General features: G+C 38.9%; 11 protein-coding genes and 1 tRNA gene. 10 read left to right on the top strand and 2 right to left on the bottom strand.

Translation table 11 applies throughout. The features are described 5' to 3' along the window. Positions 1 to 92 precede the first annotated feature (92 nt). From folP to CWB65_RS06335, 6 genes are all read left to right on the top strand, one after another. On the top strand, positions 93 to 941 hold the full coding sequence (gene folP, locus CWB65_RS06360) for a dihydropteroate synthase (protein WP_138740191.1): 849 nt from the start codon (positions 93 to 95) through the stop codon (positions 939 to 941). Continuing rightward, complete coding sequence (glmM, locus tag CWB65_RS06355) at positions 938 to 2,287, top strand: phosphoglucosamine mutase (protein ID WP_006793904.1); 1,350 nt, start codon at positions 938 to 940, stop codon at positions 2,285 to 2,287. Before folP ends, glmM begins: the two co-directional genes overlap by 4 nt. A 71-nt stretch (positions 2,288 to 2,358) precedes the next feature. Continuing rightward, on the top strand, positions 2,359 to 3,108 hold the full coding sequence (tpiA, locus tag CWB65_RS06350; protein WP_138740190.1) for a triose-phosphate isomerase: 750 nt from the start codon (positions 2,359 to 2,361) through the stop codon (positions 3,106 to 3,108). Between the two features lies 1 nt (position 3,109). Next, on the top strand, positions 3,110 to 3,463 hold the full coding sequence (gene secG / locus CWB65_RS06345; RefSeq protein ID WP_006793902.1) for a preprotein translocase subunit SecG: 354 nt from the start codon (positions 3,110 to 3,112) through the stop codon (positions 3,461 to 3,463). 66 nt (positions 3,464 to 3,529) lie between these two features. Then, a tRNA-Leu gene (locus CWB65_RS06340) sits at positions 3,530 to 3,614 on the top strand. Positions 3,615 to 3,905: 291 nt separating this feature from the next. Then, a complete protein-coding gene (locus CWB65_RS06335) occupies positions 3,906 to 5,531 on the top strand; it encodes a methyl-accepting chemotaxis protein (protein ID WP_006793901.1) in 1,626 nt (541 codons plus the stop codon). Between the two features lie 282 nt (positions 5,532 to 5,813). On the opposite strand, the gene CWB65_RS06330 is transcribed toward CWB65_RS06335, so the two are convergent. Next, complete coding sequence (locus CWB65_RS06330) at positions 5,814 to 6,221, bottom strand: type 2 periplasmic-binding domain-containing protein (RefSeq protein WP_058404778.1); 408 nt, start codon at positions 6,219 to 6,221, stop codon at positions 5,814 to 5,816. A gap of 12 nt (positions 6,222 to 6,233) precedes the next feature. Continuing rightward, complete coding sequence (locus tag CWB65_RS06325) at positions 6,234 to 7,379, bottom strand: porin (RefSeq protein ID WP_138740189.1); 1,146 nt, start codon at positions 7,377 to 7,379, stop codon at positions 6,234 to 6,236. Between the two features lie 463 nt (positions 7,380 to 7,842). Here CWB65_RS06325 and CWB65_RS06320 point away from each other — a divergent pair, with 463 nt between their 5' ends. From CWB65_RS06320 to CWB65_RS06305, 4 genes are all read left to right on the top strand, one after another. After that, on the top strand, positions 7,843 to 10,065 hold the full coding sequence (locus CWB65_RS06320; RefSeq protein ID WP_138740188.1) for a TonB-dependent receptor: 2,223 nt from the start codon (positions 7,843 to 7,845) through the stop codon (positions 10,063 to 10,065). A 152-nt stretch (positions 10,066 to 10,217) separates the two neighbouring features. Next, positions 10,218 to 11,339: a 4-phosphoerythronate dehydrogenase gene (locus tag CWB65_RS06315; RefSeq protein WP_138527413.1), complete on the top strand. Its 1,122-nt coding sequence runs from the start codon at positions 10,218 to 10,220 to the stop codon at positions 11,337 to 11,339. 45 nt (positions 11,340 to 11,384) lie between these two features. Further along, a complete protein-coding gene (locus CWB65_RS06310; protein WP_006793896.1) occupies positions 11,385 to 12,401 on the top strand; it encodes an aspartate-semialdehyde dehydrogenase in 1,017 nt (338 codons plus the stop codon). Between the two features lie 350 nt (positions 12,402 to 12,751). Then, positions 12,752 to 14,355: FimV/HubP family polar landmark protein (locus tag CWB65_RS06305; RefSeq protein ID WP_283240432.1), on the top strand; the 1,604-nt coding region annotated here is incomplete at its 3' end.

The raw sequence follows: 14,355 nt of genomic DNA, 5'->3' as shown, positions 1-14,355 counted from the left end.
CCCGTACTTCGGGGCTTTTTTGTATCGGTTTAAATTTCGCTCTAATTTTTAGTTAGATTTGTTTGAATTCTGAAAAGCAAACAAGGCTCATTATGAACAACATTATTAACTTACCAAATGGTCGAGAACTAAATTTAATTGAGCCTGTGATTATGGGTATATTAAATGTAACCCCTGATTCATTTTCAGATGGTGGTAAATTTATAGACCCCAGCATCGCTGTGCAGCGCGCATTACAGTTATTAACTGATGGCGCAAAAATAATTGATATTGGTGGTGAGTCTACTCGACCAGGTGCTCAGGCAGTTAGCCTTGATGATGAGCTTGAACGAGTGGTGCCAATAATAAAAGCAATACGTACTCAGAGTGATTGTGTTATTTCTGTTGATACGAGTAAAGCTGAGGTGATGAGGCAGGCTATTTTAGCTGGTGCAGATATGGTAAATGATGTTCGCGCATTACAAGAGCCTGACGCACTGAATGTTGTTGCACAATTTGAAAACATCGCAATTTGCTTAATGCACATGCAGGGTCAGCCCCGAAGTATGCAAACATCTCCAGAATACAGTGATTTAATGGGCGATATTAATGAATTTTTTAAAAGTCGTATTAATGCCTGTGAGACAATGGGGATAAAAGCTCAACAGCTTATTCTTGATCCTGGCTTTGGATTTGGAAAAACATTAAGCCATAACTACGAAATTTTGACCAAGTTTAATGATTTTAATAAATTAGGCTTGCCATTATTAGCGGGGCTTTCTCGCAAGTCGATGATTGGTAACCTGTTAAACAGAGACACAAGCGAACGAATGGCCGGCAGTTTAGCTGGCGCACTTATTGCCGCACAAAATGGTGCAAAAATAATACGCGTTCACGACGTAAAAGAAACTGCAGATGTACTTGGTGTTTACCAAGCGTGTATAAAAGGAATAATAGAATGAAACAAAGAAAGTACTTTGGCACAGATGGCGTACGTGGTTTAGTGGGAACAGCGCCAATCAACCCTGAGTTTGCAATGAAGCTGGGTTGGGCTGCAGGACGTGTGCTATCAAAAGGTGGAACAAAAAAAGTTATTATTGGTAAAGACACACGTATTTCTGGTTACATGCTTGAAACAGCCCTTGAAGCAGGTTTAATAGCCGCCGGTATTGATGTTGTTCTGCTTGGCCCAATGCCTACGCCGGCCGTTGCTTATTTAGCACAAACATTTAGGGCTGAAGCCGGTATTGTAATAAGCGCATCACATAATCCATATTACGACAACGGTATCAAATTTTTTAATGGTCAAGGTTTAAAACTTGATGATGCTGTAGAGCTTGAAATAGAGGCAATGCTTGATGAGCAAATGACCTGTGTGGCCTCAGATAAGTTAGGTAAAGCAACACGCTTGGCAAGCGCAGACGGACGTTATATTGAGTTTTGTAAGAGTCAATTTCCACAAGGGTTGTCTTTAGAGGGATTAAAAGTGGTTGTAGATTGCGCTAACGGCGCAACATATCATATTGCCCCATCAGTTATGCGTGAGCTCGGCGCTGACGTAATTACGCATGCATGTGAGCCAAATGGTGTAAATATAAACCATGAATGCGGTGCAACTCATGTAGACACGTTAAAACGCAAAGTACTTGAACATAAAGCCGATGTAGGTATAGCTTATGATGGTGACGGCGACCGTGTAATGATGGTTGACCATAATGGCCGTGTATTTGATGGTGACGACTTAGTTTATATAATTGCTTGTCAGGCAGCGAACGATCATATTTTAGGTGGCGGTGTTGTTGGTACTGTTATGTCAAATATGGGTCTAGAAAATGCACTAAAAGCAAAAGGCATTGAGTTTGCTAGAAGCAAAGTTGGCGATCGCTATGTAATGGAATTACTTCAGCAAAAAGGGTGGAAAATTGGTGGAGAGAGTTCAGGCCATGTACTCAATCTAGACTTAATTTCAACGGGTGATGGTATTATATCAAGCTTGCAAGTGCTGGCTGCTATGGTTGCACAAAATAGAACGCTTCAAGATTTAGGCGCCGGGTTTACAAAATACCCAATGAAAATGATTAACGTGCGTTATACACCGGGTACCGATCCTACAACGGCGCCAAAAGTCCTTGCGGCAGTCGAAGAAGTGGAACAAAACTTAGGTAATAAGGGCCGTGTTTTACTCCGTAAATCAGGCACTGAACCTGTCGTTCGTGTTATGGTTGAAGCAGAACAAGAAAAAATAGTATTAGACAGTGCACGTAAGATTGCAGAGATTGTCGAATCTATGAGCAAACAACCTGATTGATAACAATAACCTCTTGTAACTTTGGGCGAGAAAAGTTAATATCTCGCCCGCTTTCTAATGTGGAGTGGAAAATGGCAATACGTAAGGCAATGGTCGCTGGCAATTGGAAAATGAATGGCTCAATAGAGCTAGTCAAAGATATGTCGGATGCTATAAATAGTATTAAATCACCAGAAATAGATGTTATTTTATTTCCTCCATTCCCACTTGTTTCTGCAATGATTGCAAGCGGTGTCACAACAGGTGCTCAAACTGTATCTGAAAACACGCCTGGCGCTTTTACCGGTGAAGTTGATGCACAACTACTGAAAGACCTTGGCGTAAATTATGCGCTAGTTGGCCATTCAGAGCGTCGTAGTATTTACAACGAAAGCAGCGATGTTATTGCTGATAAATTTGCTAGAGCTCAATCAGCTGGTTTAGTACCCGTTCTTTGTGTTGGCGAGAGTGAAACAGAGCAAGAAAGTGGACAAACAGAATATGTAGTTGCTGCTCAAATAGATGCGGTAATTAAAAAATTAGGTGTAGCAGCGCTGAAAGATTCTGTGATAGCATACGAGCCCGTTTGGGCCATAGGCACAGGTAAGACTGCATCGCCAGAACAGGCACAAGCTGTTCACAAATTTATCCGTGACAAAATTGCGTCTTTAGACAGTGATTTAGCACAAGGGCTTACCATCTTATATGGTGGAAGCGTAAACGAAAAAAATAGCGAATTATTATTTGCACAACCAGATATTGATGGTGGCCTTATTGGGGGCGCTAGTCTAAAAGCAGCATCTTTTGTTGCGATCTGTAACAGTGCAAAAGGGACCGTATAAGATGTACGAAATTTTATTAGTAGTTTATTTAGTTGTAGCTTTAGCTCTAGTTGGTATGGTTTTAATCCAACAAGGTAAAGGTGCTGATATGGGGTCATCATTTGGTGCAGGCGCTTCTGGAACTGTGTTTGGTTCTTCAGGTGCTGGTAACTTTATGACAAAGACAACAACAAGCTTAGCTACAGTCTTTTTTGTGTTGAGTATTGTTCTAGGTAATTTAACAGCAGGTCAGATTAAACAGACTGATGAATGGGAAAACCTAGAAGCAGCGCCTGCTATAGAAACAGTAGTGCCGGTTGAAGAAGATGTTCCAGTTACTTCTAATAAAGAAAGTAACTCAGACGTACCAAACTAATACAGTTTACTGTTCAGCTATTTGTTAACCTCAAACAGATAAAACAAGCGAACAAAAATTTAAAATGCGGATGTGGTGGAATTGGTAGACACGCTACCTTGAGGGGGTAGTGCTTTAGGGCGTGGGGGTTCAAGTCCCCCCATCCGCACCAAATTTAAAACCAGTAGCAATTATGTTACTGGTTTTTTTATACCTAAAATTTGCTTTGATTGTTTTTTGCACTTGAAACGTTTGTGTTATAACAATAATTTAGATTTTTTGATGATCTTTTTAACATAAAACCCATCGTGTACCCAATAAAGTCAATTTACTTGTGTTAATTTCAGTTTTTAGCTTAATTAATGATTAAAATGAAAAAAAAACTAGAAATTTTACAAATTTAACTCACACTTATCAGTATTGAGCCGATAATATATTTAGATAACTCAAAAAGGTAAATAGTATGGCTTCAGGCTTCTCTTTTCAAAACCTAAGCATAACTAAAAAAATACATGCAATAACATGTATTGCAGTTGTTGCTTTTATAATTATGGTATTAATTAATTTTCTTGCCATAGATGATAATAGAGCTTCTTTAGATGAAATGGGCAACTCTTCATATAAGGTTGTAAAGTTAACATCAGCGAACGTAGGGCTCTTAGAAAAACTAGATGAGCTTTACACCCAAGCAGTTACATTTGGCGAACAAGACTTAATAACTAAAGCTGATGATACTTACAAAACAATTGAATCAAACATAAATTTAATCAAGCAAATGAGTAATGGCTACATTAGCAATGATGTAGTGAAAGAATTAGCCGACTACGAGAAGATATCAGCTACAATTGCTAATGGTATGGTAAATGGCACGGCCGATTTTAGTAAAATTCAGCAACAAGCCCAGTTAAAAACAAGTCTTTATGGTTCTGTTTTAGAGAGCTTTAAGGCAGCCCAACAAAAGGCAGATAACCGTTTTTTTGAATTAGTTGAAAGCACTAATACGCGCTCAGATAATGCCCTTACTTTAATGCTTGTTGTATCTATTGTATCTTTATTATTGCTTTTATTTATGGCGATTTGGATTGCGAAAAACATTGGCTCATCAGCAAGCGATGCTGCAAATAATTTAAGCTTATTAGCAAATGGAAAAGGCTCTTTAAGTACTCAATTAACCGTGAATTCTAAAGATGAAATTGGCCAAGTTTCTATTAACTTTAATGCTTTTATTGCGCTGTTAAAAGAAACCGTACTTGAAGTAATTGCTGTATGTGAGCCATTGATGGAAAACTCTACCCGTTTAGTACAGGGTATGGAGCAGGCTGAACGCGCAACAACAAAACAAACAACAGATGCCGAAATTGTTAAGCAATCAATGGAAGAGATGAAGCAAAGTGTTGGTGATATTTCTCAATCTGCAGCAAATGCATCACATGCGGCTGAAACGGCAGAAAAAGAAGTAGAGCAAAGCCGTACCCAGGTACAAATGTCTGTCAATGCATCTCGTACGCTAAGTGATGAAATCAACCAAGCAGCAACAACAATTAATAAACTTGCGGACGATACAAAAAACGTATCACAAATATTGAATGTAATTACTTCAATTGCCGATCAAACCAACTTACTTGCGCTTAATGCGGCTATTGAGGCTGCGCGTGCTGGTGAACATGGCCGTGGGTTTGCGGTAGTAGCTGATGAAGTACGAGAACTTGCTTCACGAACCGCACATTCAACTAACGAAATACGCGAATTGTTAGGTGCGTTAACAACCGCTGCTAATGACTCGGTTACTGCGATGACTTCAGCGCGTGATATGGCAACAGATAATGCAACAGCGGCTGAAAAAACAGGTATATCAATAGAGAAAATAGCTGAGCAAATGTTAGAAATAAATGGTATGAACTCTCAGATTGCAGCCGCGACAGAAGAGCAAACATCGGTTGCAGCCATGGTTGTGGAAAATGTCTCTAATATGCATGTTTCTTTTGAAGACACTATGGACTCATTACTTGCTGTAAGGGATGTAGCTAAAAACCTACATTACTTATCAGATAACCTGCTAGATGCGACAGCCAAATTTAGAATTGAGTGATATATAGGTAAAATTAACACCAATAGAGCCTCCAAGTGGAGGCTTTTTTGTTTTGCAGGCTAGTAGGCATTACCGACCTGCAATAACAGAGCAATTTAAAGTGCAAGACTGGGCGATAACTGTACTATTTACATTGAGGAATTGGATAACAAACTTTTACCTTGCTTATTAACGCGTTTCCCATATTTTTAATAGCTTAGTTAATTAAGCCTATTGATATAACTTTTTACAGGCATAAAAAAACCACCATTTGGTGGTTTTTTAATTTACCGTTTTAAACGGTTAAAAGGTCGCAACTACTTTTACGTTGCCACTCACTTTTGCGCTATCTACGTAGCCGATAGCATCAGCATTAGCTGCTACAAAATCTATGACAGCTTGATCAGAACCTAACTTCTCGGGTGGTGTACCTTTACCTGTAAACACAAGTTTAGACCAGTAAGCATTAAGCTGGCTGCCAGATTTACCTACAACTTTATCGTTAAACTCATCTGCTGCAGCGGTACCATCTTGGTTTACTGGGTTTACCTTAGTACCATCACCAAATGATTTGGCTTTACCAAGGTATATTTTCTTAATAGTATCTGCGTCTAAAGCATTGGCGTTTCCAGCGTTAACTATTACCGCAACTTCTGCAAAAGCATTAATTGAGCACAATGAAAGTGCACTAGCTAAAATTAATTTTTTCATTATTTGCTCCAATTAAAATACAAGGTCAACGCCAACAGCAACAACATCAGTTTCTGTATCAGTTACATCGTCTTCAAAGCGGCTAAAATCGATTTTAAACGCTGCAGAAGGGTGAAAGTCGTAACGCGCGCCGATAGTGTATACATTGCTTTGCGCTTGAACACCTGTCAAGGCACCGTTTATAGCGGCATTAAGGCTTGGTACTGCTGCGATAGGGTCAAAGCGAGATGCATCATGCTTATCGTCATTATCTTCATACGTAAAATGGACTATAACGTCATCCAAGCGGTAACCTACAGATGCATAATATTGTGTTTGCTCAGTCAAAATACTGTTTTCTACTTCAAATTGTGTATATTCAGCATCAAATAAGAAATTATCATAATCAATTGAGAAGCCAAAGCCGAAAAAGCTGCTGTCATCTTCGTTTATTGCAATATCGTCAGCTAACGTGTTTAAGCTGTTTGCGCGAAGTGCAGCTTCTAAGCCATTTAATGCAGCCCCGCTAGGGTCTGTTCCGTCAAGTGCAAATGATGATTCAGCAATTAAATATGCAGCACGAACACTGAACCAGTCGTATGCAAGCGTCCAGTTAATGCCAGCAAAATCATTAAGCTCAGCTTGAGTTTTTTCAGTGATTGCGTCTATTTCACCATCAAAACTACCGTACATGATTTGTACTGTTGAATCCCAATCACCAAGTTGTGTATTGTGCAATAAGCTTAAACCTTCATAGGTAGAAAAAGGAATGCTATAAACAGATTGAGGCGGGCGTACCCAGCGGTAAGCGTAACCTACATCAATAAAATCTGAGTAACGGTAAAAAGGTACACGCATTTTACCCGCGCTAATTTGTAACTCGTCGCTTAGTTCATAAGTTACGTAGGCCCATTCAAATTCTGCGTCGAAATCATTATCACCACGAGCAACAATTTGAGCTGTTGCCGTTAGTTTCTCCATTAGGTCAGCTGATAGCTGTAATGCAAAGACACTTTCGTTTTTAAATGAAATGTCATCATCATATCCATATAAGGTACTGTCGCTATCAAGGCTCTTTCCACCGACAATTGATGCAAAGCCATTAATTCGAACTTCGGCGCTAGCATAGTTTGTTGCTAAAGCCGCACATAATGCTACTGCTACAGATAGCTTTTTCATATGTATTTCCTATTAGTTAATTAGATGTTGATTCAAGCGTATTATAGAAGTGAAATAGAGCTATATCTAATCAATTTAGCAAGTTAGTGATAAAAACCAATTGATTTAATACTTTGTTATTATTTTTTAAGTGGGTGTGCCTGATATTTTTAATGCAGGTTGCTGATTTTAAGTAAAATATCAAAATAAGTTTCAGCCAATTAAATTTAAGAGCGTATATTTATTGCGAGAGATTTTATGCCGTAATTGCATAAAAAGTAAGTATAGCTGCAACGTGTTAGCTTTTCCTCCATTAGGTACGTTTTTACTTTTATCAAAAAATAAATACATAAATTCACAATTGTGTAATATAATGCCCTTCCAGAGGAAAGATGCTACCACGCATCTTTTTTTATGCCCAAAACTTACTGGTTGCACCAGTAAATGCATAATAAATAATTTACGGTATCCTTTGGAGAATATTTTGAAACTACGCAAACTCTCACAGTTAAGCCTAGCAATAGTTGCTGCCCTGACTACCTCAGTAAACGCTGAAGAAACCAAAACAACAGCAAAGCAAGATGCGTTTGAAAAAATTGAAGTTACAGCTCGTAAACGTACAGAGAGCTTGTTTGAATCTCCAACCGCTATCACATCAATTGGTGCTAACTTAATTGATAAAGCCAATATGAGTAACCTTGAAGATATTGGTAAATACGTCCCTAATCTAAATATCACACGTTACGGTGTTGGCAATGCAGCCCATGCTTCTGTATTTATCCGTGGTATTGGCTTACAAGATCACATTATTACTACTGACCCAGGTGTGGGTGTATACCTTGATGGGGTTTACTTAGGTCGTCAAATGGGGTCTAACTTATCATTACCAAATGTTGAGCGTGTGGAAGTACTGCGCGGCCCACAGGGTACCTTATATGGCCGTAACACGTTAGGTGGTGCGGTAAACGTTATTACCAAACAACCGGGCGATGAAGGTATTTTAACAACGTCTGCAAAATTAGGTAGTCGTGGACGTATTGCTGGCGATATTTACTTCAATAACTCATTAAATGATGAAGTAAGTATGTCTGCAAGTGCGTCATACAAAACACGTGACGGCGTTGGCGAAGCAGTAAACCTTACGAACCCTGAAAAAGAAATTGGTGAAGAAGAAGAGTTTAGCGGCCGCGTAGCCCTTAAATGGCAGGCTAATAGCGATTTAGCGTTTACTTTTTCACTTGATGGTGTTGATAACGAGTCGGGTCAATCTCCTTACACTATTGAGTTAACTGAGCCGCTTAATGCAAATGATGTATTTAATGGTGACTTTCCTTTATTAACACAGGACATGATCCCATCAGACCCTGATGATCTAGGCACTACCGTTGCTGGTATTGAATCTACGTCTTACTCAGGGTGGGGTACGTCATTTACTGCTGATTGGGCAATCGATGATACGTACACGGCTAAATTTATTTCGAGTTACCGCACTTCTGAATACGAAGGTGGACTTGATGATGATGCGTCACCTCTAAACTTATCAGAATTTCCTGAAGAAGGTGGAGCCGATCAGTACTCATTTGAGCTTCAGTTAAATGCAACATTCGACAACATGGATTTTGTTTCTGGTCTTTACTTCTTTAACGAAGATGGCTTCACTCGTTCAGGTCCATTTGTATTTAGCCCGTTCAATACACCTAATGGTTTATTAAACGATGGTGTTACACCTTCATTTGGTGGCTATGGTGACTTTGAAATAAACCAAGAAACAAACTCATACGCTGTATACTTTAATACAAGTTACGATTTAACAGATGATTTAAGTATTGGTGGTGGTCTTCGATACTCAAAAGATGAGAAAGATGCCGATGCGATTTTTCCTACATTTGCTGAACGTAAATACGTAAGTGCAGAGTTTGATGCTGTGACGTGGGATATTAATGCATCTTACCAAATCAGTAACAACATGAACGTTTATGGTCAAATTCAAAAAGGTTATCAAACTGGTGGCTTCCCACCACGTCCATTTGGTGGACCTGATCAGTTTGTATCGTTCGACGAAACTAAAGCCGTAAACTACGAAATGGGTTTAAAAGGCCAAGTACACGAAAACGTATCTATGATGCTAGCGGTATTTGTTACTGATTACACTGATTTAGCACTTCCGTTTTCAGACCCAACAGCGGGCGGTGGTTTTGTAACTATTGTTGAAAATGCGGGCCAATCAAAAGCGCAAGGTATAGAACTTGAAACCACCGTTGCAATTACTGACGACTTTACAATAAGAAGTGCGGTAGGTTACTTAGATTCAGAGATCACTGAGGTTGATGCGGGTGTTCAAGGTATTGGTAAAGGTGATTCACCGGCATTAACACCTCGTTGGACTGTAATGGTTGCCCCATCATACTTTATGGATTTAGACAGTGGTGCAACGGTTGCACTAAATGCTAATTATTCATACCGTAGTGAAATGCAAGGTCAGTCAGTTTATAGCCAGAGTGAAACGATTGATTCGCGTGAGCTAGTTGGCTTTAATATTTCTTACACTAACGCATATGGCGATATGGAAGTAACACTTTATGGCGAAAACGTACTGAATGAAGTATACGATGTAGGTCGTTTACAGCAATCAGGGTTTGTTGGTGTTATGAGAAGTAATGACCGCAGCGAATTTGGTTTAAAATTTAAAAAAGATTTTGAGTTATAAACTGAAGTTTGCGTAAAAATACAATGTAATTTAAACATTATATTTTATTTTGCTAAAAAGGCCGGATCAGTTTTTGATTCGGCCTTTTTAGTTTGTGCAAAGGTCTGGTTGTTCGATACAATGGCGCCCTAAATTGCCAAATGGACTCTGTGATGAAAATTCTTGCCGATCAAAACATGCCTTTAGTTGAGCAGTACTTTTCAGATTTTGGTGAGGTTGAGCGGTTTGATGGGCGTAACTTAAAACCTGACCAACTGATAGACGTAGAAGTATTACTCACGCGATCTGTTACCAATGTTACTAGTGAGCTATTAGCAAAAGCGAATAAATTAAGCTTTGTTGGTACTGCGACTATTGGTATCGACCATATTGATACAGATCTTTTACAAGACAAAAACATCGCTTTTACAAGTGCTCCAGGGTGTAATGCTGTCGCTGTTGCAGAGTACGTTATTAGTAGTTTATTTGCATTAAGCCAAGAAAATGCCCGCCCATTAACAGGCCAAACTATTGGCATAGTAGGGGTCGGGAGTATTGGCAGTTGTTTGGCTAAAAAATTAAAAGCATTAAATGTAAAGCTGCTTTTGTGCGATCCATTAAAACATGCACAAGGGTTATTGAATGAGCATGTAGAGTTAGATGAACTACTTGCACAATCAGATATTGTAACTTTCCATGTGCCACTTGTTAAAAAAGGGCCACATAAAACACTTCACATGATGGATAAAGTAAGGCTTAACGCCTTAAAACCGGGTACTACGATAATTAATGCCAGCCGAGGGGATGTTATTGACAATAGTGCTTTACTAGATTTAATGGAAGCAGGGGCTGATTTAGATTTAGTGCTTGATGTGTGGGAAAATGAACCTAATATTTTAACAGACTTACTTGCACATGTACGCTATGCCAGTGTGCATATTGCAGGCCATACACTTGAAGGCAAGGCCAGAGGCACACAAATGCTTTACCAAAAGCTGTGTGAGCTTAAAGGCGTTGAGGCTTCAAAATCTTTAACCGATTTTTTGCCCGTACCAGCTATAACGCAAGTGGCTATTGCTGAGAGTTTTACAGAGCAAGACATCGCACGCTTAGTGCACACAATTTACGATGTAAGAAGGGATGATGGGATTTTACTTCGTCATCTAGAGTCGGATGGTTTTGATAGTTTACGTAAAAACTATCCTGTAAGGAGAGAATTTAGCACCTTAACCGTTAATGGTGATGGCTCGCAGTTAGCTGCCTTAGGTCAACTTGGTTTTAAACTAACCAACTAATTATTAATTTAACGGTGTTTTAATATCGTTTAAAGAGGAAAAAATATGTCGCAAAAATATAACGTTGCTGTACTTGGTGCTACTGGTTTAGTAGGACGTCAAATTATCGAAACTTTAGCAGATCGTAAATTTCCGGTTGATCAGCTATTTTTGCTTGCGAGCAGCCGCAGTGCAGGTGAAGACATTAAGTTTCGTGGTGAGACAATTGAAGTACAAGACGTTGAGGGCTTTGATTTTAGCCAAGCGCATATTGGATTGTTTTCTGCCGGTGGGAGCGTCTCAGAAAAATATGCCCCAATTGCAGCCGATGCAGGTTGTATAGTTATTGATAATACCTCGCATTTTAGAAATGATTTTGAAATACCCCTTGTCGTACCTGAAGTAAACGCCTCAAGTCTTGCCGACTTTAGAAATCGTAATATTATTGCAAACCCAAATTGTTCGACTATTCAAATGATGTTGGCACTAAAGCCAATTTACGACGCGTATGGTATTGATCGAATAAATGTATCAACTTACCAAGCGGTATCAGGGGCTGGGAAAGAAGCTGTTGATGAGTTAGCAAAGCAAACAGCTAACTTGATGAATGCACGCCCAATGGATAATGAAATATTTCCTAAGCAAATAGCCTTTAATGTTATTCCGCAAATAGATAGCTTTGAAGATAACGGCTATACCCGCGAAGAAATGAAAATGGTAAACGAAACGCACAAAATATTAGGTGATACAACAATCGCAATAAACCCAACGTGTGTGCGTGTTCCTGTGTTTTTTGGTCATTCTGAATCTATTAATATTGAAACACGTATGCAATACGACTTCGAACACGTTAAACAGCTGTTAAATGATGCACCAGGCGTTGAGCTAATTGACGATGAAGGTGATTATCCAACAGCGGTTTCCGATGCCAGTGGTAACGATACTGTATATGTTGGCCGTTTGCGCGCTGATATTTCACACCCTCATGGCCTAAATATGTGGGTTGTTAGTGATAATACCCGTAAAGGTGCTGCAACCAATAGCGTTCAAATAGCTGAAGAGTTAATAGAAAATTATATGTAACATTTTTAAATGTTAAGCACTCTTTAAAAGCGGTAAGCACTATGTGTTTGCCGCTTTTTGTTTAAATAGAGTGCCACTTTTTTGCCGTTTTTTATAATATTTAATAAAGTTACTGATAATACTCAATAAATCAATATTAAAAATGTGTTGTTAAGGCATTTCTTTTCAATGTGTTGCAATGGATATTGTGCCCTAAGTGGTTTATAGTTTGTAATTGGAATAGAGCTTGCAACAAAAATAGATTGTAATAACAAATGTGAGTCAGTCATTAGACTGATAAGGCAAGAGTAATCAATGTTTACGCACCTATTTAAGAGTGCTTTGTAACATTTAGACATTAAAGGATCAGCATGCGCGGTTTGGCTATACTTATAATATTAGCGTCTGCACTGGTAGTAACGCCTGTATATACACAAGATAGTACCCAATTAAAGGGGCCTAAAGGCGTTGACTATGGTGCTCAAGGGCGGTCTATTGGTCCGATTAAACCCACCGATACACTTTGGCGCATAGCCGTAAAAGTGCGTCCAGATAACTCTGTAAGTATTTATCAAGTTATGCAGGCCTTGTATAACAAAAACCCCGACTCATTTTTAGATCAAAACCTCAATCATATGCGAAGTGGGGCCTATTTAAAAATACCCACTTTATCTGAAATTAGACGTGTGAATACTCAACTAGCTAGGCAGCGTTCTGAGCAAGATGACGAGTTATGGGAAAAGAAAAAAAACGGAACACTTACACAAACTGAAATAACATCAGCTCAAACACAAGTTACACAAGCGCGTAAAGTTGATGTAGACGACGCCAAAAAAGAGTTACAAAAAGAAATAAAAGAAATCAAAACCGACCAAACTAATAAATTAGTTGAGTTACAGCAACAGTTTAAAAGTTCAGTAACAAATGTTGAAGAGATTTTAGTTGAGAATAATAACCTTAAAAAACAGCTGACTGGAATTTCTAAAGAGCTCGAAAATGTTCGCCAACAATTAGGGCAAGATAGTGAAATACAGCTGCAGCTAAAGGAATTAATACTTAAACAAAATGAAATAATTGCCCAGCAAAAAGCTAAAGAGGTTGAACCTCAAAGCAGTTTTGACTTACTAGCCTTGTTGTCAAACCCTATTGTGCTTGGGCTGTTAATGTTCATTCCCGGATTATTGATTATCTTTGCAATTGTTATGTTTCTTCGCAAAAGAAAAGGCAATCAAGAAGAGTCTCAAGCAGATGATGAATTTTTACCGCAAACTCCAACTTATTCTAATGAGGATGACTTAGCAACTGATCCACTTGATGACCCAATCATTCCAGATCCATTGGATGACTTGAGCGTTCAATTAGATGATCATCTCGAAGGTGACATGCTTCCAGATGATGATTTATTAGAAGATGACTCAGACGAACTTGATGATTCAGATAACTTACTTGATCAAGACGAGTTAGAAGGCCTTCTTAGCGACGATATTGTTTTTGATGATGAAAGTGACGAAGACGATGAAGTCGATATTTTCACGCAACAAGGATTTGACGACAGTGCTGATGATAGCTTGGACGATATTGATTTAGATTTAGACCAAGAACCGTCTGGCACCGATGATATTTTAAGTAATGATGACTTAGATAGCCTATTTGACGAAGATGACAGCTTACCTGAGTTTGATTCACCAGCAGAAAAAGAGCCACAAAGTGATAGTTTAGAATCTAACGATGAAATGGCAGCATTGAGCGAAGAGCTTGCGACCGATGATTTTGATATAGATGATTTACTTGATCAAACGAGTGCCGAACCAGTAGACACGTCTGATAAAACTTCTGAAGAAAGTGACGATTTTGACTTAGACGATATCGACAGCTTAATTGATGAAGCAAATGAAGATTCCGTAAATGAAGATTCCGTAAATGAAGCGCAAACTGATGAGTTAGTTGAAGAAAGTGATGACTTTGATTTGGACGA

The sequence above is a fragment of the Pseudoalteromonas sp. S554 genome (genome assembly GCF_005930865.1).
GTDB classification, from domain to species: Bacteria; Pseudomonadota; Gammaproteobacteria; order Enterobacterales; family Alteromonadaceae; genus Pseudoalteromonas; species Pseudoalteromonas marina.
This window is presented reverse-complemented; position numbering and strand designations above follow the sequence as displayed.

Coding starts and splice junctions, on each gene's coding strand:
- folP (WP_138740191.1), top strand. CDS start 93: ATGAACAACATTATTAACTTACCAAATGGTCGAGAACTAAATTTAATT.
- glmM (WP_006793904.1), top strand. CDS start 938: ATGAAACAAAGAAAGTACTTTGGCACAGATGGCGTACGTGGTTTAGTG.
- tpiA (WP_138740190.1), top strand. CDS start 2,359: ATGGCAATACGTAAGGCAATGGTCGCTGGCAATTGGAAAATGAATGGC.
- secG (WP_006793902.1), top strand. CDS start 3,110: ATGTACGAAATTTTATTAGTAGTTTATTTAGTTGTAGCTTTAGCTCTA.
- CWB65_RS06335 (WP_006793901.1), top strand. CDS start 3,906: ATGGCTTCAGGCTTCTCTTTTCAAAACCTAAGCATAACTAAAAAAATA.
- CWB65_RS06330 (WP_058404778.1), bottom strand. CDS start 6,221: ATGAAAAAATTAATTTTAGCTAGTGCACTTTCATTGTGCTCAATTAAT.
- CWB65_RS06325 (WP_138740189.1), bottom strand. CDS start 7,379: ATGAAAAAGCTATCTGTAGCAGTAGCATTATGTGCGGCTTTAGCAACA.
- CWB65_RS06315 (WP_138527413.1), top strand. CDS start 10,218: ATGAAAATTCTTGCCGATCAAAACATGCCTTTAGTTGAGCAGTACTTT.
- CWB65_RS06310 (WP_006793896.1), top strand. CDS start 11,385: ATGTCGCAAAAATATAACGTTGCTGTACTTGGTGCTACTGGTTTAGTA.